The sequence below is a fragment of the Frankia sp. AiPa1 genome, assembly GCF_023243075.1.
In the GTDB taxonomy this organism is placed as follows: Bacteria; Actinomycetota; Actinomycetes; order Frankiales; family Frankiaceae; genus Frankia.
Genome location: NZ_JALKFZ020000139.1, coordinates 1 through 23,281 on the forward strand (window position 1 = coordinate 1; position 23,281 = coordinate 23,281).

17 protein-coding genes and 3 pseudogenes are annotated in these 23,281 nt (G+C 68.4%); 8 read left to right on the forward strand and 12 right to left on the reverse strand.

Annotation, left to right across the window (positions count from 1 at the left end; all coding sequences use genetic code 11):
- Positions 1 to 78: 78 nt before the first annotated feature.
- The 3 genes from MXD95_RS14365 to MXD95_RS14375 form a co-directional block, all read right to left on the reverse strand.
- Entirely contained in the window at positions 79 to 729 is a 651-nt protein-coding gene (locus MXD95_RS14365; protein ID WP_250641117.1) for a hemerythrin domain-containing protein, read from the reverse strand.
- Positions 726 to 1,595 (reverse strand): NAD(P)H-binding protein, encoded by an 870-nt coding sequence (locus MXD95_RS14370; RefSeq protein ID WP_250641118.1) that lies wholly within the window; start codon positions 1,593 to 1,595, stop codon positions 726 to 728. Before MXD95_RS14370 ends, MXD95_RS14365 begins: the two co-directional genes overlap by 4 nt.
- A 224-nt stretch (positions 1,596 to 1,819) precedes the next feature.
- The gene (locus MXD95_RS14375; RefSeq protein WP_250641119.1) at positions 1,820 to 2,263 is read right to left on the reverse strand and encodes a MarR family winged helix-turn-helix transcriptional regulator; all 444 of its coding nucleotides are present in this window, start codon (positions 2,261 to 2,263) and stop codon (positions 1,820 to 1,822) included.
- 481 nt (positions 2,264 to 2,744) lie between these two features.
- Here MXD95_RS14375 and MXD95_RS14380 point away from each other — a divergent pair.
- From MXD95_RS14380 to MXD95_RS14400, 5 genes and pseudogenes are all read left to right on the forward strand, one after another.
- Positions 2,745 to 3,306, forward strand: a pseudogene (locus MXD95_RS14380) (DUF6444 domain-containing protein); the annotation flags it as partial.
- Positions 3,307 to 3,820: 514 nt separating this feature from the next.
- A complete protein-coding gene (relB, locus tag MXD95_RS14385) occupies positions 3,821 to 4,135 on the forward strand; it encodes a type II toxin-antitoxin system RelB family anti-toxin (protein ID WP_250641120.1) in 315 nt (104 codons plus the stop codon).
- 237 nt (positions 4,136 to 4,372) lie between these two features.
- Complete coding sequence (locus tag MXD95_RS14390) at positions 4,373 to 5,245, forward strand: YaaA family protein (protein WP_250641121.1); 873 nt, start codon at positions 4,373 to 4,375, stop codon at positions 5,243 to 5,245.
- A gap of 312 nt (positions 5,246 to 5,557) precedes the next feature.
- On the forward strand, positions 5,558 to 7,513 hold the full coding sequence (locus MXD95_RS14395; RefSeq protein WP_250641122.1) for a TIR domain-containing protein: 1,956 nt from the start codon (positions 5,558 to 5,560) through the stop codon (positions 7,511 to 7,513).
- 327 nt (positions 7,514 to 7,840) lie between these two features.
- On the forward strand, positions 7,841 to 9,307 hold the full coding sequence (locus tag MXD95_RS14400; protein WP_250641123.1) for an MFS transporter: 1,467 nt from the start codon (positions 7,841 to 7,843) through the stop codon (positions 9,305 to 9,307).
- Between the two features lie 47 nt (positions 9,308 to 9,354).
- Here the strand turns inward: MXD95_RS14400 and MXD95_RS29300 are convergent.
- Positions 9,355 to 9,536: pseudogene (locus tag MXD95_RS29300) on the reverse strand (IS6 family transposase); the annotation flags it as partial.
- 900 nt (positions 9,537 to 10,436) lie between these two features.
- On the opposite strand from MXD95_RS29300, the gene MXD95_RS14410 reads away from it, so the two are divergent.
- A complete protein-coding gene (locus MXD95_RS14410; RefSeq protein ID WP_250641138.1) occupies positions 10,437 to 11,663 on the forward strand; it encodes a lipase family protein in 1,227 nt (408 codons plus the stop codon).
- Positions 11,664 to 11,896: 233 nt separating this feature from the next.
- Here MXD95_RS14410 and MXD95_RS14415 read toward each other — a convergent pair.
- From MXD95_RS14415 to fxlM, 8 genes and pseudogenes are all read right to left on the reverse strand, one after another.
- A pseudogene (locus MXD95_RS14415) lies at positions 11,897 to 12,342 on the reverse strand (transposase); the annotation flags it as partial.
- Between the two features lie 191 nt (positions 12,343 to 12,533).
- Positions 12,534 to 12,770 (reverse strand): hypothetical protein, encoded by a 237-nt coding sequence (locus MXD95_RS29660; RefSeq protein WP_250641139.1) that lies wholly within the window; start codon positions 12,768 to 12,770, stop codon positions 12,534 to 12,536.
- 137 nt (positions 12,771 to 12,907) lie between these two features.
- A complete protein-coding gene (locus MXD95_RS14425; protein ID WP_250641124.1) occupies positions 12,908 to 14,068 on the reverse strand; it encodes a hypothetical protein in 1,161 nt (386 codons plus the stop codon).
- The gene (locus MXD95_RS14430) at positions 14,065 to 14,916 is read right to left on the reverse strand and encodes a thiopeptide-type bacteriocin biosynthesis protein (RefSeq protein WP_250641125.1); all 852 of its coding nucleotides are present in this window, start codon (positions 14,914 to 14,916) and stop codon (positions 14,065 to 14,067) included. Before MXD95_RS14430 ends, MXD95_RS14425 begins: the two co-directional genes overlap by 4 nt.
- Before the next feature lie 9 nt (positions 14,917 to 14,925).
- Positions 14,926 to 16,149 (reverse strand): lanthionine synthetase C family protein, encoded by a 1,224-nt coding sequence (locus MXD95_RS14435; protein WP_250641126.1) that lies wholly within the window; start codon positions 16,147 to 16,149, stop codon positions 14,926 to 14,928.
- Positions 16,146 to 19,358 carry a lantibiotic dehydratase gene (locus tag MXD95_RS14440; RefSeq protein ID WP_250641127.1) on the reverse strand — a complete coding sequence of 1,071 codons (3,213 nt, stop codon included), beginning with the start codon at positions 19,356 to 19,358 and terminating at the stop codon, positions 16,146 to 16,148. The genes MXD95_RS14435 and MXD95_RS14440 overlap by 4 nt, the downstream gene beginning before the upstream one ends.
- Before the next feature lie 105 nt (positions 19,359 to 19,463).
- On the reverse strand, positions 19,464 to 19,625 hold the full coding sequence (locus tag MXD95_RS14445) for an FxLD family lanthipeptide (RefSeq protein WP_250641128.1): 162 nt from the start codon (positions 19,623 to 19,625) through the stop codon (positions 19,464 to 19,466).
- A gap of 41 nt (positions 19,626 to 19,666) precedes the next feature.
- Positions 19,667 to 20,917 (reverse strand): methyltransferase, FxLD system, encoded by a 1,251-nt coding sequence (gene fxlM, locus MXD95_RS14450; protein ID WP_250641129.1) that lies wholly within the window; start codon positions 20,915 to 20,917, stop codon positions 19,667 to 19,669.
- A 215-nt stretch (positions 20,918 to 21,132) separates the two neighbouring features.
- Between fxlM and MXD95_RS14455 the strand changes: the two genes are divergently transcribed.
- Positions 21,133 to 22,407 (forward strand): helix-turn-helix domain-containing protein, encoded by a 1,275-nt coding sequence (locus MXD95_RS14455; RefSeq protein WP_250641130.1) that lies wholly within the window; start codon positions 21,133 to 21,135, stop codon positions 22,405 to 22,407.
- A complete protein-coding gene (locus tag MXD95_RS14460; protein ID WP_250641131.1) occupies positions 22,404 to 23,108 on the forward strand; it encodes an SDR family NAD(P)-dependent oxidoreductase in 705 nt (234 codons plus the stop codon). Before MXD95_RS14455 ends, MXD95_RS14460 begins: the two co-directional genes overlap by 4 nt.
- Positions 23,109 to 23,281 lie beyond the last annotated feature (173 nt).

Here is a 23,281-nt window from a genome sequence, read left to right on the forward strand (position 1 = left end):
GACGCGTGAGCCATCACACCTGGCGTTTACTCAACGTAGTTGATCGTAGCCGAAAGCTACCTTCGCGCAGCCCTGGGGTTAGCCGCGGATCGCGGTGGTTTCGCGGGTGAACTGGCGGTGGCCGACCAGTTTGTAGGCCAGACGAGCTGGGGCGGGCACGACCTGCAGGAACTTCTGTCGTTCCGCTTCGTCGGTTTCCTCGGTGATGTGGCCGAGGATGATCAGCCGCCGGGTGACCGGGATCGCGCTCATGCCGTGCTTGCCGAGCGCGTCCCATTCGCTTTGCGTCAGTGTGGCCGAGACGATCGGGAGCAGTTTCTGTTCCTCCTCGGCAAGGTGATCGATCAGTGTCGGCATCGTGGCGTCGATGAGGGCCGCCATCTGCTTGCCGGCGGCGGCGTCCGCGCTCGCTGTCCACATCGGCAATTCCGTGCTGATGGCCGCGACGGCGTCGTTGACTTGCGCGTGTTGGGTATCCATTCGGTTCATCAGCTCTGGGTCGAGTGCGGCTCGCTCGCGGAGCAAGGGAAAGAGCAGCTCATCCTCGCCGGTGTGGTGGGTGTGGAGGAAGTGCAACATCTCCCGGGCGTGCGCGCCGATGATTTTGGATCGCGCAGGGTTATTGGCTGCGGAGCGGAACAGGCGGGGGAGCTGACCGAACTCGCGCCGGATGACGCGGTGGATCAGGACCATCTCGTGGGTGTCGACGCCGGGTGCAGAGGTGTTCACCGTGACGCCTGGATGGTCGCGGCGTTTCGGACGGCTTCGTGTGCCGTGGTTGCTGGCCGGCCGATGAGCTTCACCAGGTCCTCGCTCGCGGTGAACAGCTCTCCGCGGGCCAGTCCGGCATCGGCGTCGGCGACGGCGGCGGCCATCTCTGGGGGTAGCCCCACCGCGGTCAGGGCGCTGGTGTAGTCAGCGACCGACATGTCCTGGTAGGCGATGGGGGTGCCGAGCGCATCGCTGATCGTGGCGGCGAGTTCGGTCAGGGTGAACGGCGTTCCGCCGAGCTCGTAGGTCGCTCCGAGGTGCCCGTCCTGCATCAGCACCGCGGCGGCGGCGGCCGCGTAGTCGCGTCGGCTGGCCGCGCTGACCAGACCGTCGTGCGCGCTGCCCAACAATGCGTGGTACTTCATGATCATCGGGAGCTGGTCGGTGTAGTTCTCCAAGTACCATCCGTTGCGCAGGATGACGAACGCCGAACCGCTGTCACGCAGGTAGTCCTCGGTGCGGCGATGTTCGCGCGCGAGCGTCATGTGCGCGGTCGAGGCGTTGACGATGCTGGTGTACACGATCTGGGACACACCCGCTCGGGCCGCCGCGTCGATGGCGTTGCGGGCGTTGTCGAACCGCTCCTCGACTGTCGTCGTCGAGACCAGCAGCATCGCGTCTGCGCCCGCGAATGCGTCGTCGAGGGTGTTCGGGTCGGTGAAGTCCGCGCGGCGCACGGTGACCCCTTCGCGTGCGAGGTCGGTGAGTTTGTCGATGTCTCGGCCGGTGGCCACGATCTGCGCCGGGGGCGTTCCGGCGGCGAGGAGTTGATCGACGACGAGCCGGCCGAGGTGGCCTGATGCGCCGGTGATGACAGTGGACATGGTGTTTCCCTTCGGGGGCGAGTGAGGGTGGCGACGGGTCCGACTCGTGGGGGTGCCGTGGCTCGGGGTAAACCCATCCATCGCTGGGAACATCGTCAGGATCATTGACTAACTTAGTCAGTAGAACTGACTAAGTCAAGGCGGAGTCGAAGCCCGCTCGCGCCCGCTGCCCCCGGCGGCTCGGGGCCACAGGAATCGGGGAGGACGGCTCGGCGCGGCCGGGTTTACTGCGCGTAGGGGTCGGTGATCTCGCGGAGTTGATCCAGGATCTGGCGCAACAACGTGAAGTTGCGGGTGCCCAGGTAGGCCTTCCACTCCGAGAAGATCTCGTCGAGTGTCGCCGTGGCTACCTCGACCGCCCGCCGGCCACGTTGCTCGATCACGATCAACCGGGCGCGGCCATCCGTAGGGTCGGGGACCCGTCGGACATAACCCAGGCGTTCCAGCTGATCAACCAGCACGCCGGCACTCTGCTTGCTCATTTGCGCCTGATCAGCGAGGTCCGTGAGGCGCGAACCGTCCGGTGCGATGCGCTGAAACACCCGGCACTGGGCGAGGGTCCAGTCGTCGAACCCGGCATCCTGGATGGCCCGGAAAATCCGGTCCTCGGTATACCGGTACGGGATGAACAACGACAGCCCCAGATCAACCCGCTGCTCGTCGTCCATGCCGCTCTCGCTCCATCGCCTGCCTGATCCCACGAGGTTCGCACCGTACGTCAACGCTGCCGAGCCATATCGCCGCCGACCCGATCGAGGCGGCGGCGCGTGCGCGCCGCTGCGCTCGCCGCGTTCCGCCTGCGCCATCTACCCTCAGTGACTTCGCACCCGTGGCCGTTGTCTTCGGTGCTGCTGTACGACTGCAGTCGTAACGATACCTGACTAGTGTGGGGGGGACTTCGATGGGGACGGGCGGCCAAGGACTGCTCACATCCAGAGACGGCAGAGAGCGGTCCGCCCCTGCGCGCATCGGCGATCTCGTCGGCGAGGCGCCGAATCGAGGCCTTCGCGTCACGGGCGTACGGGTAGCTGTTCAGCTCGGTTGAGCGGGCGTCTTCCGGATCTTGTGTTGTGATCGTGTGGCGGTGGGTGATGATCCGTTAGCGTCGCGGGTGCGGAGCCTGGTGGCCGGCCGACGTACGAGGATCTCGTGCGCCTGCTCGCGGACCGGGACGCCACGATCGCGGCTCAGGCGGGCACGATCGCCGAGCAGGCGGCGCTGATCGCCCAGCTGGTGGGGCAGGCCGAGGCGCTGGTGGGGCGGGTCGCCGAGCTGGAACGCCAGGCGGGGAAGAACAGCCAGAACTCGTCGCGGCCCCCGTCGTCGGACGGACCCGTACACGAAGGCCCCGTCGCGGTCGTCGTGGACGTCGTCGGGCCGGCCGCGAGGCAAGCAGCCCGGGGCGCCCGGGCAGACCCGGATGATGGTCGACGACCCGGACGAGACGCTGACGATCGACCGGCCGTGCTGCGGGGGCTGTGGCGCCTCGCTGGCCGGGGCGCCGGTGTTCGCCACGAGGCGCCACCAGGTGTTCGACACCCCACCGGCCCCGCCCCGGCCGCACGTGACCGAGTACCGGGTCGTGGCGCGGACCTGCCCGTGCTGCGCGGCGACGACCGCCGGGACCGCGCCGGTGCCGCTGACTGGACGGGTCGTCTGGGGCCCGCAGCACCCTCGACGTCCTCGCCGACCTGTTCACCACCGGCCCCTGGCTCCCACCCGCCGCCCAACCCGGCTGACGACCCCGCCCCACCAAGCCGCCCGCGGACAGCACACCCGAAACCCCGCCGACGGCCGCTCCAGCCCCCGCAAACACAGAAACACAGCCTCTCACCCGAGCTGAACAGCTACGGCGTACGGGTAACCGACGAAGACGTCTGCTTTATTCTTAAGACGAAGAAACGGAAAATGTCGAAAGGCTCCGTAATCGGGGGCGCTTGTCTCGGCGAGGCTGCTACCCGCAGCCCCTATTTTAGTAGGGGGTACTGTCCGGAAGAAAAGGGGCACCTCAGGCACCATGTTTAGTCTGAGCTATAGTTGATCCATGTCCGTGACCCCGGCACGATGGGCGATCAAGGTCACGTCCGAGACGCGGGAGTGGCTGCGCTCGCTGCGCCGGGAGGATCCGGACAGCTCTGGTCGCGGTGGTACAGGACGGCCATTCCGGCGGCAGAAGTTGTGTACGACGGCTGGCTGGCCGTCGAGCGGAAACGGCGGGAGGGCTCATGACCGAGTTTCATGACTGGGAGGACATCCGCGCCGAGCTGCATGACGGCGATGATGCGGCGCTCGCTGGTGAACGGGCGCGTACCGAGGCGTGGGCCAGCGCCTTCCACCTGGCCGAGGAACGCAGGCGGCTGGGTCTGACCCAGCGGCAGGTCGCCGACCTGATGGGTGTCTCGCCTGGCCGGGTAAGCCAGATCGAGAACGGCGATCTCGATGTGAACGAGGTGGCAACCCTGAGCCGCTATGCCCGCGCGTTGGGCGCACGCCTGCGGATCATCTTCGACTACGGCGACGATCTGCGCCAGATCGCCTGATCCGCTACGACGCCATTTACAGATCTGCCGCGCCCGGATAGCGCGTGTGATACTGGCGGGCCCGCCCTCAGCGGTCATCGTCATGTTCTCCCTGGTCACGGCAGGAGATCCTGATATTTGGGACGCATCCGCATCGCATCGCATGGATGCGGATGCCGGGCTGATCGTCCTCGATGCCACCGTAACCTGGCAGCCACAGAACGCCGGATGCCGAGATCGTGAGAGGATGTCGGACAGGTGCGGGTCCTGCTGCCGCCGAGCGAGGCGAAGACCGCCGGTGGCGACGGGCCGTCCCTGCGGACGGCCGGGTTCGGTGACGGCCCGCTCGCGCAAGCCCGCGCCGAGGTCGCGCGGGCGGTCACCGCGTTCTGCCGGGCCGAGCCGAACGCGGCGATCGTGGCGCTGCGGCTGCCGGCCTCGCGCGCGCAGGCCGACCTGGCTGCCAACACCGCGATACTGGACGCACCGACAATGCCCGCGCTCGACCGATTCGTGGGCGTGCTCTACCAGGCACTGGATCCGGCGACGCTGCCACCCGCCGCACGAGCCGCGGCCGGCCACACCCTGTTCATCTCAAACGGGGCCTTCGGTCTCCTCGGCGCGGCCGAGCCGGTGCCCGACCATCGGGTCGCCATGGCGGCGGCGGTCCCCGGCCTACGCGGCCGTAGCGCACCGACCGGGCTTGCGGCCTTCTGGCGCGCCCGGCTCGCGCCAGCCCTGCCCGACCTGCTCGCGCCAGCCCTGCCCGGCCTGCTCGCCGCCGTCCCGGCTGCCGTCGGCGAGCACCTCGTCGTGGACCTCCGCTCATCGGACTACGCGACCGTGCCATCCTTTACCGGACCGATGCGCGCCAGCGCCCTGCCGGTACGCGCCCTGACCGAGAAACTCGTCGACGGGCGCTGGACCCGCCGTCCGCTCAGCTACCAGGCGAAGCAGACGAAAGGCAGGCTGACCCGCGCACTCCTGCTCGCCGAAGCCGCCGGACGCCCGGTGAAGACCATCGACGACGTCGCGGAGGTCGCCGAGTCCGCCGGCCTCGTCGCCGAGCCACGCGGTACCGCGACCGCGCCCACCCTCGATGTCATCACCCGCTGGAACCCGACCACCTGAACCAGCGCCTTTGTGTTCGGAGAAGCCGACGCGGACTGCCCCCATGGCATCACCCTGCTCGCCCACGCCGTGGCCGACTGGGGCCCGGCCGAACACGCCGGTACGCTGGCCGAACGGCTCGCCCCGGTCGCCGACTGCGTTGGGCGAGATCGGACCAGACCTGACGCTGAATGCCTCCGGATAATCTGCTGCGCGTCAGAAGAGGCGCCGCGCGCCTTCGCGCCACCCTGGTTACGGCGAAATCCCCGACTACATGTGCAGCCGCTACGATCAGTGGGGCGATGGACGGCCGCTGACGGCAGCTGCGGGGGCGTGGTGGAGCGGGAACTATCGGCACTGGAGGTCAGAACACTTGCAGAGGTGTTCTCTCGGCGGGCTGAGGCAGGTGCGCTGCTCGACGACGTGGGCATCCCACGTGGCCGGCAACCCGGGTGGGCATCCGCTGACGCCGAACTCTTCTGGCACGAGGTTGCCCGGATGCTTGCCAATGGCGTCATCGCCGGTGGCGCCCTGGCACTGCTCCGTGCAGCGCACGAGAAGTATCCAGGTAATGCTGTCTTCGCCTTCGCGGTTGGTGCGGACGGAAAGCCTGCTACCGGGAGCACGCCGCGGGACGAGGAGCCCGAGGACGTGACAGCGCCTGAGGAGGAGGGGCGACGGGATTTCTTCGTCTCCTACACCCCGGCCGATCAGGACTGGGCGGTATGGATCGCATGGACCCTGGAGGAGGGTGGATACAGGGTACTGCTCCAGGCCTGGGATTTCGCGCCGGGATCCAACTGGCTCGTCGGAATGGAACGCGGAATCCAGCTTGCCGGTCGGACGCTGGCGGTCATCTCGTCCTCCTACCTGGGATCAGTTTTCGGTCAGTCCGAATGGCAGGCGGCCTTCCGTGCGGACCCGCGGGGGGCAGCGCGCAGGCTTATTCCGATCCGAGTCGAGGACGTCGCGGCGCCGCCCATCCTCGGAAGCATCGTCAGTGTCGACCTTTTCGGGCTGGACCGGCAGGAGGCTCGAGCGAGGCTGCTTGACTCGATCGCGTTCGCGCTCCGGGGGCGCGCGAGGCCGAGAAAGGAACCCAGTTTTCCGGTTGGCCCGCCCGGTGGTATGGAACCCAGGTTTCCGGTTGGTACGGCCGGCGGTGACGACATCGCCGGGGTTGTGTTGTCCCCCCCTCCGCGGGGCAACCACAGGCCCGACTTTCCGACGGAAGACAACCATGGGCGGCGGCCGATCTTCGATCTCGGCGACGTCTTCATCTCCTCGCAGATCCCGAACGTCACCTTCGTTCAGCAGGAACTCTTCATCCCGTTCAAGATGAAGCTGCGACAGCCCGGACTCAGCGTCATCGTCGAAGGGGCTGCCGGCTCCGGGAAGACCACGATGCTGCGGCATGCCATCGAGCAGGATCAGGCAGGTTTCGCCAAGGTGGACTGGCGCACCGCCCGCGAGCCGAAGGATATAGACCTGATCTGGAAGGCCGTGGAGGAGGGGCACGACGAGCTCCTGGTCATCGATGATTTTCATCGGCTGCCCTACGATCTCAAGGGGCGTGTGGTCGACTATCTGAAAAAGCTTGCCGACCAGGGCGCGGCGAAGGCGCCGCGCAAAGGTGTGAGGCCGGCCAAGATTGTCATCGCTGGAATTCCGGAGACAGCGAGATCGCTCATACGGATGAGTCGTGACATTGCGCCGAGAACCTACGTCATGGAGGCCAAGCCGGCCACGCGGCTCGAACTGGCCGCACTCGTTGAACTCGGCGAGCGCGCACTGAACATCGAATTCGACAACCGCCAGGCGATCGTCGACATGGCCTCAGGCAGCCTCATCGTCGCGCAGGAACTGTGCTGGTGGCTGGCGACCCTCAGTGGCGTAGAGGAAACCGTGCTCCGAACCAGGAGGATCGAGACCGACATCGATCATGCTGCCTACTGGGTACACGACGGCCTGCAGAAGGTCTTCAAGGAGCCGGTTGCGGACTTCATTGCGCTCGATGGCGCGGACGAGTCGATCTGCGTCGAGCTCCTGCAAGCCCTGGCGCACAATCCACGAGGAGTTCTCTCGCTGGACCACTACAAGCGAAGTCATCCCCAGCGCGCCCGCTCTGTAGAGCGAATCTTCGTCGAAAAAGTGGTCGATCAGATTGCTGCCGATTCCGATATATCATCAATTCTTTATTATGACGCCAGGGGGCGACGGCTGGTAGCCGACAATCCCCAGTTCTGGTTCTACCTGAAACTACTCAGAGATGACGATCTTTCCGCGTAGGTTGGCAATGAGTGGCGAGGTGACTGTCAGCGGCCCGGCAAGTTTGCTGCCGTACACCTGCATCCGCGAGAACTCGTGCAGGACGTGACCAGGCTCGTGCGTGACACGCCTGTAATGCCCTGTTGGATGGCGATGCAACGGCGCCGTGCCTGGACTGGCATGGGAGGGTGGCTCGGAACGCAACGTCGCCAGCGGCGCCGATCCCGCCCGCGCGCCGGCTTCCCTGCTGGAGGCATAGGCGTGCGTCATCAGAGCCACGCCGGGGGTGTGCCGGGAGTACCGCGGCGGGGCGGGCTACCGGAATCGGCGCGGTAGGCAGGAGGCCGGGTGGAGAACCTGCGAGTCGCGAGCCCGGCGGGCCGCTGGGTACTCGCCGCGACCGTGCTCGGGTCCGCGATCGCCTCGATCGACGCGACGGTGGTCGGCATCGCGCTGCCGGCGATCGGCCGGGATCTCGACGCCGGTCTGTCCGCACTGCAATGGGTGGTCACCGCCTACACGCTGACCCTGGCCGGGCTGCTGCTCGTGGCCGGGGACCTCGGCGACCGGTATGGCCGGCGACGGATGTTCCTGGCTGGCGTCGTGTGGTTCGTCGTCGCATCGATGGGGTGCGCGTTCGCGCCGAGCGGTCCGGTGCTCGTCGGGGCCCGGGCGCTGCAGGGGGTGGGGGCGGCCCTGCTTACTCCGGGCAGCCTGGCGATTCTGGAGGCGAGCTTTGCCCCGCAGGATCGCAGCCGGGCGATCGGCGCCTGGTCGGGGCTCAGCGGGGTGGCCACGGCCGCCGGGCCGTTCCTGGGCGGCTGGCTGGTCGAGGCCTGGTCGTGGCGACTGATCTTCCTGATCAACCTGCCGCTGGCCGCCGTAGTGATCATCCTGACCTGGCGTCATGTGCCCGAGTCCCGTGACCCGCAGGTCAGCGGCCGGGTCGACGTGGTCGGCGGTGCGTTGGTCACGCTCGGCCTGGTCGGGCTGACCTACGGGCTCATCGAGGGGCCGGGGGCCGGCTGGACCGAACCGGTGGTGGCCGGCGCTCTGGGCGCCGGGGTGCTGCTGCTCCTCGCCTTCGTCGCCTGGGAACGGCGGGTGACGGTGCCGATGCTGCCGCTGGAGCTGTTCGCCGCCCGTCAGTTCGCCGCGACGAACCTGGTCACCTTCGCCGTGTACGCGGCCCTCGGCGGCGCCCTGTTCCTGCTGCCGCTGCAGCTGCAGCAGGTCTGCGGCTACAGCGCGCTGCAGTCGGGTGCGGCGTTGCTGCCGGTGACGGTGCTCATGCTGGCGTTGTCCTCCCGGTCGGGGGCGCTTGCCGCCCGGATCGGACCGCGGGCGCAGATGAGTTTCGGACCGTTGCTGGTCGGCGCCGGCCTGGCGCTGCTCGCCCGGATCGATGCGGCGGGTGGCTACCTGACCGAGGTGTTCCCCGCCGTGGTCGTGTTCGGCCTGGGTCTGGCCGCGACGGTGGCACCGCTGACGGCGACGGCGCTGGGCGCGGTGCCCGCGCGGCATGCGGGCATCGCCTCCGCGGTGAACAACGACGTGGCCCGTGCGGCCACGCTGATCGCCGTTGCCGTCCTACCGGCGGCCGGTGGCATCACCGGCGCCACGTATCTGGACCCGGCGGCGTTCTCCCAGGGGTTTCACACCGCGGTACTCATCGCGGCCGGGGTGTGTGCGATCGGTGGGACGATCGCCGCGTCGACCATCCGCAATCCACCTCGACCTGCCTGGTCGACCGGGCCGCCGCGCAGGTCGGGGGCCGTCCACTGTTGCCTGGACGGGCCGCCGCTGGCCGAGTAGAAGCCCATCACGACTTCTCCGGACGGAGGTCGACGGTCACCTCCGGTTGATCTCCTGGGGGCGTCGATGTGGCAGGCCTCGGGAGCAGCTCGTCGAGGATCCGGGGGTAGACGGGCGCCTTGTCCGTGGTGACCTCCACCGGCCGCCGACCATGGGACAGCGCGTGCCGGCTCGGCCGGGTCGGCCGGGTCGGCCGGGTCGGCTCGACCACATCACCGGCACGGTCGACCCACTCCACCACGACACTCGCCAGGTGCGGAAGCAAGACTCCAAGATCAAGGAAGTCGCACCGCGGACATGATCGCAAGAAGCGATCATCCGTCCATCTCGGAGCCCCAGACCCAGCCCGATCACAAGATCCGCGCCAGAGCCAGTTCTACTGGCCACCAGCGGGCACCCACACGGCCGTCACTGGACAGGATCTCGTGACCGCCGACACCGTGTACGGGCACTTTGGTGCTATCCAGTGCGCGCGTCGAAATCTCGCCGGATCCTGCGTTGATGCCTGCCCGATCTTGCCGACCGCCGGCTGTGCTCCACTTGCGTAGCAAGCCGTCATCCCCATCCTGGCCTGATAAATCGGTGCGTGAACCGAGGTTCAGGAAGGCTGTTTCCTGGTCGTGCGGCGCCGGAGTCGAAGATCGAGATCGCTGCTACCTGCGGGGTTCCGGGATGTGATGTTGGTCTCGATCTAGGCAAAGAAGGATCGTGTTGCTAGCGTCCCGTTCCTACTCGCAAGTAGTACTCGCCGGTAACTCGGGGGGTGGCGGCGCTCGACACGGGGGACCATGATCGGATAGACGCGTCTGCGAGGAGAAGTGCACTAGTCAAACTCGTGGACTCCCGCGCGGCGGCGCGGGGTGGAATGAGCCCGATACCGGTCGGCAAGCTGCCAGACCGAGATGCGCCTCCATCACCGAGAAATCCCACGACAACTTCAGTGCGCCCTATTCAGAGCGGTTAAAGAACGAGCGGATGAGTCGGCCTTCCCGACGGGTGCCTAAATCCTGGGTGCGAATCGGCCACCTGCCAACCCGCTGTCGCCTCGACCGCCCGTCCGACCGGACTCCCGGGTCAACCAAGGTCATTTTCGGGTCATTACCAGGACAACGAAGGAAGGTTGATCGACATGTTCCAGAGATTACCCGGCCGGCGGCTGTGGCCACGAACGAAAATCAGCTCACTCGTGGCGATGCTGGCCCTCTCGATGCTGGGCGCTGTCCTTCCGGTAGTCAGTGCGACGCCTGCCGCGGCCGCGGCCGCTGTCGCTGGGCCGGCTGGTGACGATTTCTACACACCGCCCTCCCCATTGCCCGCCGGAAATCCGGGTGATGTGATCTGGTATCGCAAGCAGGCCGATTCCGGTAATGCGAGCTCGTATCTCGTCCTGTATCACTCGCGTGACGCCCTGGGGCAGCCAAACGCGGTTTCCGGCACGATTCTCGTGCCCAAGGGCAGGAGCCCGGTCGGCATGCCGATCGTCTCGCTCGGCTCAGGCACGGTCGGTCTGGGTGACCAGTGCGCCCCGTCCAAGAACAGCCTGGTGAGCGTGGCCCAGAACCAGGGTTTCATCGACAAGGCGCTCCAGCGCGGCTTCGCCGTGGCGATGACCGACTACGAAGGGCTCGGCACCCCCGGGGTCCACACCTACGTGATAGGCCGCTCCGAGGGCCACGCGGTCCTCGACGTGGTCCGTGCCGCCCAGCGGCTGCCCGAGACTGGCCTGAGCACCGCGAATCCCGTCGGCCTGCTGGGCTACTCGCAGGGTGGCGGCGCTGCCGCGTGGGCCGGCGAGCTGCAGCCCACCTACGCGCCGGAGCTGAACCTCAAGGCCATCTCGGCGGGCGGTATTCCCGCCGATCTGCTCGCGGTCTCCCAGCAGCTCGACGGCGGACTCGGATTCGCGGTCCTGGCAATGGCCGCACTGGGACTGGACTCCGCCTACCCCGAACTGGATCTGGAAAGCTACCTCAACGCGTCTGGGAAGAAGTTCTTCACCGACTTCAGTGATGACTGCGTCGAGTCTCTCACCATTTATCCGTTCAGGAAGCTCAGCGACTACACGACGATCAACCCGTTGACTACAGCGGCCTGGAAGGCCCGTATCAACGAGCAGAAGCTGGGCGCGGTGGCGCCGAAGGTTCCGACCTTCATGTACCACGCCTGGCCGATCGACGAACTGGTCGCACGGCCGCAGGGCGTCGCGCTGAAGGACACGTACTGCGCGGCCGGTTCACCCATTCGCTGGAAGGACTATCTCGGCGATCACGCCACCGTCATCTTCACCTCCCAGAGTGACGCCGTGAGCTTCCTCGCCGATCGCTTCGCGAATGTTCCCTTCAGCCGATCCTGCTGAGATGGCAAGGTAAACGGTCTGAGTGCCCGAAGCGGTCTACCGGGCCGACACGTCGTCGGCCCGGTAGACCGTCAGGCGTCACCTGAAAGACGCCGGCGCTGACCATGCGCCGGATAGCGCGGCTGCTTCAGCCGTGGCGGCGGCTGACCGCGATCGCGGACGAGAACCGGGGCCCCGTCCGCCGCCCATCTCTGGGCGGTCAACGTCTCCACCCCGCGGTCGCCGCTCGGGCCGGACGCGGACAGGCCGGCACCCGAACCGAGGAACTGCTCCAACGCGGGCATGAAGTCGCCCGAGGACAGGCCGTGCAGGTAGAGCAGTGGCAGCACCTCGGCGATCTTCGGGGAGTGGCGATACCACGGCGGCAGGATCGCCGAGGAGAACCGCTGCCGCGCCCCGCGGGTCGACCCTGCGGTCGTTGACCCGCGGGCGCGGTGACCTCGACCGCGCCCGCGGCGGTCATCACCTGCCGCAGTTGGGCATGGCCGTCACGGACCACCAGCCGGCGACCCCGGTCGTCGCGCTCGCCGGTGAGTTCGGCGATGTAGGCGTCGACCTCGGCTTCCAACGCGGCCGCGAGCATCCGCCGCGCGCCCTCCCGGACGATCTCATCGATCAGCGACGGCCTGGCCGCCTGGCCGTCCTCGGATCCATTGTCCTCGGGTACTACCGTGAGCACGGGCATGCCTTCCCGACCGACGCGCCAACGTCGGCCTGACTGAGACCTCAACCTCGATCACCGGTGGCTCTGTTCGTCACGGCTGGATGTAGTTGGTCGTCGGTTCTGGATGCGTCCGACGTCGCAACCATGATCGTTTGCTCATGAGATGTGGATGCGGTCCCGGGGCGGCGTGGTGGCGGTGACGGCGGTCAGGCTTGGTGCTCGGTGCGGTTCCGGGTGTGGGCGAGGCGGTAGGAGCCGGTGCCGGTCTCGAGGATGGTGCCGCCGAAGGTGAGGCGGTCGACGATCGCGGCGCAGAGGCGGGGGGCCACGCGGGCAAACCCGGCAAGAAGCAGGGCAGTCCGGACACCGATCAGCGCGCCGTCGGGCGTGAGGGTGGTGATCAAGTGGGCGGGAAGGTCGCTGTCGCCCCATGCTGCCGCCAAGTCAAGCGTCGCCCGGCGTCGTAATCGCATCAACAGTGCCGCGCGTTCAAAGACTGTAATTCGATCATTTCTGAGATCCGATGGCGATCGGAATTGGCGGCCGCTGCAACACTATTCAGTCATCTTTCCTCGTGCCATCATCGACCATCAAGAACGGTGGTCAGGCAAGGACGAGCGATAATCTCAGCTATGTAGTCAGAAAGGGCTCTCGTGGCAGTGTCGGCTGTCGCCGAAAGTTCTTCGAGGATTGCGACAGAGAGCGTCGGTTTTCTGGTCGCGGCAGTCGCGGCGGTTCGACTCAGAGCGGTGATCTTGGTTTCGTTGAGGTGCGGTTTGAGCTTCGGGTGGGAGAGTGCTTCGGTGGCGGTGTGCCCGTCTTTTCCACTCGCAATATCGTCGATCAGCCCGGTGGCGAGGCGTGCGCTGTCGGCCTCGCGGTGGGCAAGTTCGAGTAGGACGAGGCCGAGGCGGGTGCGGAATAGGCGGTGGGCTGGGTCGCAGTCGAAAGCCTCGTAGGTGTCGATCGCGGAGGCGAGAGTGTCGCCTGGCGCCATATCGTCTGCGTGAAGGCATAAGACGTGGAGCGTCGCCGCTATGGCCCGCTCCCAAGGCTGCGTGATGTCGGTTTGGGTGAGCGTGGCGAGGGCGTCTTTGGTGTCGCCGGCGAGGTGCCGGGCAAGGATGAGAGTCTGACGGCCGTCGAGTAGCCGTTGCCCGATGCCGCGGTGGCGGTGCAGGTGCGTGAGCGCGTCGTCCCAGCGGCCTGCGCGGGTGAGCGCGCGGGTGCCGTCACCGATCAGCACGGTCCACAGGAACCGGCCGGCAGTACGCGCCGACTCGTCGCTGTCGAACAGTTTGGCGGTGTCAATGTCGATGCCGTCCAGGATGAGGGCGGTCCGTGTCCGGGTGGCGTTGTAAACGCCTTCGAAGATCGTGTAGGCGCGGGTGGTGTCGCGGGCGCGAATGGCGAGCCGGCCGAGGTTGACCAGTGGCTGCATGGCGGCGGTCGCGAGGGATGGGGGTAGCGGTCCGGCGTGGTTGAAGGCGTGGAACTGCTGGTAGCAGAGTCGGGTTGCCAGATGGGAGTGGCCGAGGTCGCTGGCGAGTAGGGCGGCTTTGTTGAGTGCTTCTGCGGCGGGGATCGCCGGGCTGGTGGGGGCAGGGGTATGCGCGAGGCGGTCGATTTCGGCGAGGCGTTCCTGCAGGCCGCCTGCGGGAGGCCGAGGTCGGGGCACGAGTGGAAACCGCTCCGCGATGGACGGCGGCAGCTTTGAGGGGCTGGCCGGGGTCTCGCTCATGCGAAGATCGCGGCTTTGGCGGTGTGCGCGAGTAGGGCCTGGGTGTGTGATGGTAGGCCGGATCGGTTCCAGTGGAACAGGATGTGGTGGGCGAGGATCGCGCGCAGCCCGCGGTCGAGTGCGCCGTCCTGGGCCATCGTGCCGAGTGTGCGTCCGGTCTTGGTGAAGGCGTCGAGCCAGTGAGCTAGCGGCTGGTCGTCGCTGGCGAGGGGGAAGCGGGTGCCGGTATCGGCGGTGAGGAGCTGGTGAAGATGAGGCTCGAGGGCGCGGCGTTGGTCGGAGAGGTTGTCGGGGAAGGCGCGGTGTGCGGCGACGCGGGCCCAGACGTCGCCTTGTTCGTACCAGTCCTGGCCGGCGGCACGCATGAGGGTGGTGCAGGCCAGGACGGAAAGCGCGCGGGTGCGTGCAGCGCTGACCGGTTGGTGGGTGAGCAGATAGCGGCTGTCCTCGTGGAATAGCTGGTGGGCGACATCCATGGCGATGGGGCCGCCGAATGCCTGGGTCTCGGCTTCGTAGATCGCCTGGGTGTGACCGGTGAGGTGACCATGTTCGCGTAGCAGGTCGAGGATCCCGATCATTGCGTCTGTCGCGGTGTTGTCCGTCGTGGGGGCGGGTAGGAGTCGGAGCCGCCAGTGGGGGGCCTTGCGGATGAACCACCATGTGACGAGGGTGCCTTCGTCTTGGGCGCGGGCGAGGGCGCTGCCGAGGGCGCGACCTGCGGCGTCGGGCTGGGTGTAGTCGGTGAGCCGCAGGTTGAGCTGACGCCACGCTGTTCCAGCGTCGTCGCAGGGGCCGTGCGGTGGGCCGTCGTTGGTGGGTGCCTGAGTTGGTCCTCGCAAGCTGGTCATCGGTCTCTTTCAGGCGAGCAGGAAGGCCGCGTCCCAGTTGGTCACGGGGGTGGTGTGGGTGGCGGCGGTGTGCAGGGTGAGAGCGACACCGGCGAGGCCGTCGAGGAGCTCGGGGTCGCTGTGTGCGGCGGGGAGTCGGTCGAGGAGCCGTTGGACGATCGGAGGTAACGCGGTCGCGAGGTCGGGCGTGGTGGCGTCTGTAGCGATGCGGTACGCGGTGTGGAGGAGGCCGGCGAGGCCGTGGCAGAGGCCGATGTCGGTGAGCTGGTCGAGCTGGGCGGGGTCGTGGAGGCAGGCGACCATCACGGTTTCAGCGGTGCGGCGGCGGGTGGTGTCGCTGGTGGCGAGGGCGGCGAGTTGGTAGGCGCGGGCGATGCCCGGGGTGCCGTAACACCAGGAGGGCCGCTGCCGTCCACGGGGCCTTCCTGGTTCCTGATCGTCGACGGGGTGGGTGACGATGCCAGGCCAGGCAGGGCCGGCTCCCCGGCAGGAGTCGAGCCACGTACAGATCCGGTCGATGGCGTCGCGTTGCCCGTCGACCTGGATGTCGTGCAGACGGGCCTGGGCGAGGAGGGCGAGCGGGGCGGCGATGCCGTGGGACATACCGGCGTTGCCGTGGCCGTGGGGGTAGCGGTCGGAAGGTGCGCCGCTCGGGTCGAGGTCGGTCCACCAGCCGGGCCGCTCGTCGCCGTCTCGAGGTTCGGTCAGGCGGATCAGGTAGGTCAGGATATCGGCGGTGATCGGGTGGCCGCGGTGGAGGTGGTAGCGGCCGAGGCCGGCCAGGCCGCGGATGAGATCGAACTCGGCGAGCGCCGGCCGCCGGCCGCTGTTCAGCCGGGCGTGGGCTGCTGCGAGCCGACGCTGGGTCACCGCGACGGTTGCCCTGTCGAGTCTGGGAAGTACGTCGGTGAGGTCGCGGGGCCGGTCAGCGGCGTGGAGGACGAAAGCGAGGGTGGGCGCGCCGAAGTAGAGGCTCGCGTTGGGGCCGGCGCTGAGCGGCTCGCGGGTGGCCGCTCGAAGCCAGGCATGGGCGATCGTGGGATCGCCGTGGCCGGTGCGGGCGCGTTCCACATGCAGGAGCGCGATACCGGCGGCGCCGCCCGCGAGCGACTGGCCCCGCCGCCGGGTTCCACGCGCCTGGACGGTCGCCGGGTCGGCGAGCTGTTCGGCGAGTGCGGTGGCGGCGGCCAATGCGTGAGAGTCGAGTGTCGTGGCTGGCAGCAGGCTGGTCACGGCGTCCTTCCGGTGCGGTGGACGAGGCGCAGCGCGGCGGCGCGGGCTAGCCGGGCGCATAGAAGTTCCGTGTCCGAGGAGGGTCCGGTCATGCGGAACTGGTGGAGGTGCAGCAGAGCGGGCAGCACGGCGGCGGTCGACGTGCCGTCTGTCGCGGTCAGTGCGGTCTGGTAGTCGGCGAGTGCCTGACGGCGGCGGCTCCAGCTCGCGAGGATCTGCTCACCGCCCGGTAGGCCTCGGATCGCCTCCCAGTCGTGGTGGGGATCGGCGAGGCGGAGGGTTTCACGGTGGAGGTCCCGGTCGAGTCCTGGGCCGTGGGCGCGTGGGAGGCGGTTGACGAGCCAGACTGCCGGATCGATGCCGGGCAGGCAGCTGGCTGTGAGGTCGAGCAGGCTCGCGGCGGCCAGCGGGTAGAGATGTGCGCGGTGGGTGCTGCTGGTCGTGAGCTGTGCGACGGCGGCGGCAGAGTCGGCAGCGAATACCGCCTCAGCGGCGGCCATCGCGGGGCCGGTGCCGAAGCGCCCGGTCTCTGGCTGGTAGGTGTCGAACACGATCCGGTGGAGCAGGCCGGCGCGGCGTAACCCGGCTGCCCACCTGCCGACCCTGCTGGCCGCGGCGCCGAACTCGTCGGGGTCGGTGAGGCGTATCCGTAACCTCACGTGCTGCTCGGGGTCCTGGTAGCGCAGTAGCCACCAGAGTGGCGTGGTGTCCCATTCTTCCCACAGGTCGGCGAGGTGGCTGGTGAGGATGGTGGGCTGCTGGTCGGGCTCGGCGTAGAGCTTGACGTAGAGCCAGTCGCCGTGGCCGGGCAGATGGCTGTCTGTCAGCCGGATGAGCCGGTTGGGGTATACGCGCGGTGCTGGCCGTGTGCTCGTCGCTGTCAGGGACCTGGCGAGCGGGATGACGATCTCGTGAACGCGGCCGTCGATCCAGCCGGCCGCGTCGTGTGGCGGGGTTTCGCGCAGCATGACGCGGCCGGTGCGGGCAAGGTCGGCGCGCAGCAGGTGCAGGTGGGAGGGTTCGGTCAGATCGAGGGCAAGACGCCGGTCATCTTCGCCGAGGAACATCGCGTTCGGCACGTGGAAGCGGTCGCGCCACACCGCTACGGCGTCGGCCCACCCGGCGAAGTCTGCAGACGTGTCGGGGAGGCTGTCGGCGGTCAGGATCCAGCGGGCGGGGGTGAGAATCGCCCTGCCGTGGCGAATACGGGGAAGGAACGGCAGCCGGCTGGCCGCTCCCCAGGAAAACGGGGTGCACGCGGCGGCACGGGCGGCGCCGATCTCGCAGAGGAACCGCAACAACGGATGGGCCGACCTGGACAGCTCAAGGGCGTGGAAGGCGACTAGTTCCACCGGCCGGGCTTGGGAGAGCGAGACCAGCCAGAGACGGTCAGCGTCACCGGTGACCGCCAGATCGGTGAGCGATACCAGGTCCGAGCCGGGTGGGTGATACTCCCCGAGCGCCAGCAGATGGTCCAGGAGGCGCGGTGCGCGCGAGACGTTCTCGCCGGCGGCTGTCAGCGCACCGCCCGACACCTGGACGAGCAGAGCGCCTGGCCCGACGGTCGGCAGCGTTCGGTAGGCTGCGGTCATCCGGTCCTGATCGGCCCGGTCGAACAGGTTGAGGAACCTGCCAACCGTGGCGCCGGCGCCGCGTGCCACCCCGGCGACGGCCAGATGGAACTCGCCGCGTTCGACGGCGCCGGAGTCCGAGGCGTCGAGGCGGAACCGTATCTCGGCATGTGGCTGCGCCACCCACTGCGCGGTCGTGTCGGTCGTCAGGGCGGCGATGAGCGGCTCGTCCAGTTCAACCTCGCGACAGCGGGTCGCGGCGGCGGTCTGGGCGAGGTCAAACAGCAGCTCGTCGCGTGCGGACATGCCTGTCGGCCGGACCGGGCCGAAGCGGCTGCCCCGGTATCCGGTCGGGAAGCCGAGGCCGATCCCGGGATTGACCAGGTCGAGGAGCGGCACCAGTCCGCCGACGCCGAACCGTTCGATGAAGCGGGCGTGATAGTCCCGCCATGCGGTGGTCCCGTCCGGGGCGGGCGCGAGGCGCACCAGCAGATCAGCGGTCTTCTCAGCCTCATGGACCACCACAGGTGGCAAATGCAGCCTGTACGGCGAACGAAGGTCCACAGATAGCACAGGCGCAGTGGATGACGCCGTCGCCGAGGCGGAGAGCGGGCGGTGGTTGGGGAAACCGGTGTGCGCCGACAGATCGGTGTGAAGCTGCCCCAGCTCGCCGAGCATGCCTGCAGCCTCGGGTGTCTCCACGATGCCGGCGGCGCGCAGCACAGCGAGGGTGTGGCCGAGCGGGTCGGTCGCCGTTGCCGGCGGGTTCGCCGCCGAAAGCAGGAATCTGCGGGCGAGTAGCTCGCCGAGTAAGCGGTCGATCATCGACTGTGGCGTTGTGGGGAATTCGTCGTGTAGCCGCGCCGCCAGCCGGCCCATGGGGGTGGGGAGGGTCGCGGCGCGCATCGCCGTGGCGACGGCTGCGGTGTACCGAAGCGAGATATCCACAGTGGTGCCCCGGGCAGCCGGCGGTTCTGGTTGCTGGAAGGCAAGGACCAGCCGGTCGCCGCGGATGAAGGCGAGATCGCTGGCGACGACCGGCAGCAACGCCAACACGCCGGTGTCCGCCGCCAGAGTAGGCAGCCCCACCAACCAGGCCGTGTCGACTCGGGCCGCCAGCAGGCGCGGGTTGGTTGTGCGTACGTCGAGCCCTGTGCCGAGCTCGACGGGAGCGATCCCGGCGAACAGACCGAACGGGGTGGCGCGGCTCGCCACCCGCAGCCGGTAGCGAAGAACCGAGAGCACTGCGCTGCGGACCTGCCGCGCCGGCATCGCCTCGCCGGCGCATGCCCGCGCGACGCGGGCCGCGAGAACCGGGCTGGCGATCTCGACCGCCGCCGCGAACGGGTCGCAGGTCCAGATTTTCCGCAGCCACCCACGCCACCACTCGACCTGCTCGGGCCCCTCGGCGAGATCAGGCCAGGGCATGGATGTCAGACCTGGCATCTGCTCCGCGAGGCGTACGACCGCGGCATCGATCGCCTGATAGGCCCCGAAGCGACCGCCCGCCGCAGCCGATCCGTTCCCGGACGCCGATACGGTTCCAAGGACAGCGGCCGACCCCATCATGCGGGCCGGCGTCGGCTGGTGGGCGGTCCCCGGCGCGGCGGCACGGGACGGTTCATAGAAGATCGGCATGATCTGAGTCCCTGTCTGATACGACGGCCCGGCCGCCGGCAGGGCAGCCGGCCGGGCCGCGCGCCGCGTCATCGGCTGCCGCGCGTACTGCCGAAGTGCTCCGGGCTACGGGCAGGTCGTGGTGCAGGCGCTTTCGCAGGTCGTGCCGCAGTTGTCGTCGGTCAGGCTCAGCAGCTCGTTGACCATCGGACCAGACTCGATGATGCTCACGTCGAGGTCGAAGGCCGGATCGACCGCGGGCGCCGTCGGATTACTCATCAGGGACATGGAGCCTCCTTGGGAAGGTGCATGGGTATTCCCGGCCTTTGTCAGCCGGGAAGCTTGACGTCGTCTGGCCAGGAGACGACCAGACGGCGGTCGCGCCGGTCGAGTACGACACCGCCGGCCGGCAGCACCGCATTGGGGGTGCCGGCGGGGAACGCCTCGATCCGGGCTCGGTGCCCCGTGCCGCGCCAGGATCGGATCCGGGCGACGAACTCGGCGGCCAGAATTTCAGCCTCGGGGCCGTGGGCGTAGACGCCGAACTCCCGGCTGGCCTGTTCCACGGTCTTCGGGCTCAGCGCGAGGTACGCGAAGCTGCCCTTGCCAAGCGCCGTCGGGATGCCCAGCGGCCATGCATGGGTCACCACGCCCCGGTCGACAGCAGCCTGACGGGCCATGAGCAGACCGAAGTCGTTCAGCCCGAGCGCCAGCCAGAGCTGCAGATCGTCGAACGCCTCGCCGCTGCTGAGTCCCGACCAGGCCGCGATCCGCGGCCAGGTGGCCGCTTGGCGGATCTGTTCGACGTCCCCGGACGGCGGCTCCTCAAGCCGGATCACCGCGTCCTCGCCACCCAGCAGGATCACCTGCTCGGGTGGGGCTCCGACGCCGCGGAACGGCACGAAGCTGCACGTCTGATAGTCCCGGCTGACCAGCCGGCCCCCATCGCTTTCGAAGACGACCGAGCGCGTCAGGCCACGCAGCCGCAACGGCACGACCAGACGGCCACCGGGCGCGAGCTGGTTCGTCCACGCTTGCGGGATTGTCCACGCCGCAGCCGTCACGATCACCAGGTCATACGGTGCAGACCCCGGCACGCCATCGTCAGCGTCGGCCAGGACGGCATCGACGCGCTGGTAGCCTGCCGCGTCCAGGCACCGGCGAGTGCGGGCGACAACCTCGGGATCAATATCGACGGTGGTGACCAGACCGGTCTCGCCGACCAGCTCCGCGAGCAACGCCGCGTTATAGCCACCCGAGCCAATCTCAAGGACCCGGAGCCCGGCCGTCACCCCGGCCTGCTCCAACATCATCGCCTGGATATGCGGCGCCGAGACCGTGCTCACCAGCCGGTCGCGCTCGTCCCGCAACGGAACGACGGTGCCCGTCGCCGTATAGGCCGCTCTCAGCGTGGCGCCTGGCGCGAACAGGTGCCGTGGCACCCTTCGGAAGGAGTGGGCGACCGTCGGGGACCTGATCGCTCCCAGCTCCAGCAGCTCATCAACCATGGCCGCCCGCAGAGCGCCGGCTTCCACGGTCGCCTCGCCAACATCGAGATGGTTCCCACCCTGCGTGCTCATCCGTTCCAATCTCTGCTGAAGTTGACATTCCTGGGGTAACTTTTGGTAATCAAGCATGTCGTTCAAGTCGCATCGTTCCGTCTCCGAGGGGTTCTCGGAAGGGTCTGCCTGTCCGCAACGGTGTCCGCTGTCCGCGCGACCGCGGACACCATTGCGGACACGTTGCGACCGGCAGTGGCTCGTCACACCTGCCCCGGCAGCGCGATGATGAGCGCGTGGAGACGTTCGGGGAGTCGCTGCGCCGATGGCGCGGGCAGACGTCCATCCGCGCGCTTGCCGCGCGTGCGCACTGCAGCAAGTCGCACATCTGCGACCTTGAGCTCGGGAAGCGGCTACCCAGCCGGCAGACCGCCGCGGCACTTGACCGTGCGTTGGGCGCCGGCGGTGACCTGCTCGCGATTGCCTTCGCGGACGCCAGGCGGGTTATTCCCTGGACGTCAGCGGGCACGAGGAGCGTACTCAACGACGTTACGAAGGACGCGCTGGTGGACCGCCGTGCATTTTTCGCCCAGACCGGACCGGTCCTCGCAGTGCTCGCCGGTGGATGGCAGGCGTTACCACCCGGTCCCGCACTGGAACAGACCGCAGGCCGTCGTGTCGGCGCGAAGACCATCGCCCAGATCGAGGCCCGCCTGCCCCAGCTTCGCGCGCTGGAGGACCAGCTCGGCGGCGCTACCGTCCGCCACCTTGTGGACGCGGAACTGCGACTGGTCACCCACCTGCTCAACGAGGCCACCTACACCGACCCGCAGGGGCGGCGACTCGCGGGGGCAGCGAGCGAACTGGCCCGCCTGGCGGGTTGGGCGTCCTGCGACGCCGGCTACCCTGCGGCTGCCCAGCGCTACTGGGGCGCCGCACTGCATGCCGCCCACAGCGCCGGCGACCCTGTCCTCGGCGCGAATGTTCTGAAGAACATGACCCTGCAGCTCCTCGACGTCGGTCGGCGCACAGACGCACTGTCGGTCGCCGACGCCGCCCTGGCCGCAGGACAAGGCGGGACCGCCCGCACCCGCGCCATGCTCGCCGTTCGCAAGGCTCGCGCACACGCGGCGCTCGGCGAGCACCGTGAGTGCACCGCCGCCCTCGCCGAGGCCGGAGCTCACCACGCGGCCGGCCCCCAGGACAACGACCCGGTCTGGGTCAGGTACTTCGACGACGCCGAGTACTGCGCCCAGGTCGCGATGACGTTTGCGGAACTGGGCGCCCTGGCCCCTGCCGACCGGTACTTCGCTCTCGCGCTCGACCCACACAACGGCCTGGCCCGCGGACGCGATCGGGCGACCTACCTACTCCGGCATGCCGCCGTCCAAGCCGACCTCGGCGACCTCGATCAGGCCACCGCCTTCGCCCACGACGCCCTGACCCACCTCGAAGAGGCGCCCTCGGCACGCAACGGTAGCCGCATCGCCGAGGTACGGACCCGGCTCGCCGTCCATCGCACCGACCCGGCTATCGAAGAGCTCGACCGTCAGCTGGCGGCCTGCGCATGAGCCCGGACCGTGTTGCGATCGTCACCGGCGCCAACAGAGGCATCGGCTTTGAGCTCGCCAAGCAGCTCGCCGGATCCGGTGTTCACGTCGTCGCTGCCTCCCGCAACCGCCAAACGGCCGACGAGGCCGCCCTGGCACTCCAAACCCACGGCAGCCACGTCCACCCAGCAGCCATCGACCTCACCGACCAGGACTCCATCTCCCAGGCAGTCACCGCCGCAGCCGGTCGTTTCGGCCGGATCGACATCCTCGTCAACAACGCCGCCGTGGCGATCGACGCACGCATGCCCGCAGCCAGCCCCGATTTCGACGTCGCGCACCGCACGATCGAAACGAATCTGTTCGGTACCTGGCGGATGTGCGCTGCCGTCATCCCGCACATGCACGCCGCTGGCTATGGACGCATCCTCAACCTCACCACCCACATGGCCGTCCTCCGCGAGGTGAAATCCGGTAGTCCCTCCTACCGCATCTCCAAAACCGGGATCAACGCACTCACCCGAATTCTTGCCGATGAGCTCGCCGGCACCGGCATCCTCGTGAACGCAGCCTCCCCGGGCCGCGTCCAGACCCGCATCGGCCCGGCCAGTGCCGACCGCACCCCTGCACAAGCAGCACGCGACCTTCTCTGGCTCACCGACCTGCCTGCCTCCGGGCCGACAGGCCACCTCTTCTACCGACACGAAAAGCTGGAATGGTGAACAAAGAGACTGTTGGCGGGTTGTTGTAGGGGCCGTCTGATGGCCAAGGGGGCCAGTCACCCCGGGAGGGTGTCGGCTCCGGCGGCTGCCTGTGGCAGTGGCTCAAGTAGCCGATCGGCGCGCGTGCGGGCGTCGCCGGCCGGCGGTCCAAAGCCTCCGAAAAATTCCGAGGT

Bases quoted from the DNA above. Each gene is read 5' to 3' on its own strand.
- MXD95_RS14370 (WP_250641118.1), bottom strand. From the start codon at position 1,595: ATGTCCACTGTCATCACCGGCGCATCAGGCCACCTCGGCCGGCTCGTC.
- MXD95_RS14375 (WP_250641119.1), bottom strand. From the start codon at position 2,263: ATGGACGACGAGCAGCGGGTTGATCTGGGGCTGTCGTTGTTCATCCCG.
- relB (WP_250641120.1), top strand. From the start codon at position 3,821: ATGACCGAGTTTCATGACTGGGAGGACATCCGCGCCGAGCTGCATGAC.
- MXD95_RS14410 (WP_250641138.1), top strand. From the start codon at position 10,437: ATGTTCCAGAGATTACCCGGCCGGCGGCTGTGGCCACGAACGAAAATC.
- MXD95_RS14425 (WP_250641124.1), bottom strand. From the start codon at position 14,068: ATGAGCGAGACCCCGGCCAGCCCCTCAAAGCTGCCGCCGTCCATCGCG.
- MXD95_RS14430 (WP_250641125.1), bottom strand. From the start codon at position 14,916: ATGACCAGCTTGCGAGGACCAACTCAGGCACCCACCAACGACGGCCCA.
- MXD95_RS14440 (WP_250641127.1), bottom strand. From the start codon at position 19,358: ATGCCGATCTTCTATGAACCGTCCCGTGCCGCCGCGCCGGGGACCGCC.
- MXD95_RS14445 (WP_250641128.1), bottom strand. From the start codon at position 19,625: ATGTCCCTGATGAGTAATCCGACGGCGCCCGCGGTCGATCCGGCCTTC.
- fxlM (WP_250641129.1), bottom strand. From the start codon at position 20,917: ATGAGCACGCAGGGTGGGAACCATCTCGATGTTGGCGAGGCGACCGTG.
- MXD95_RS14460 (WP_250641131.1), top strand. From the start codon at position 22,404: ATGAGCCCGGACCGTGTTGCGATCGTCACCGGCGCCAACAGAGGCATC.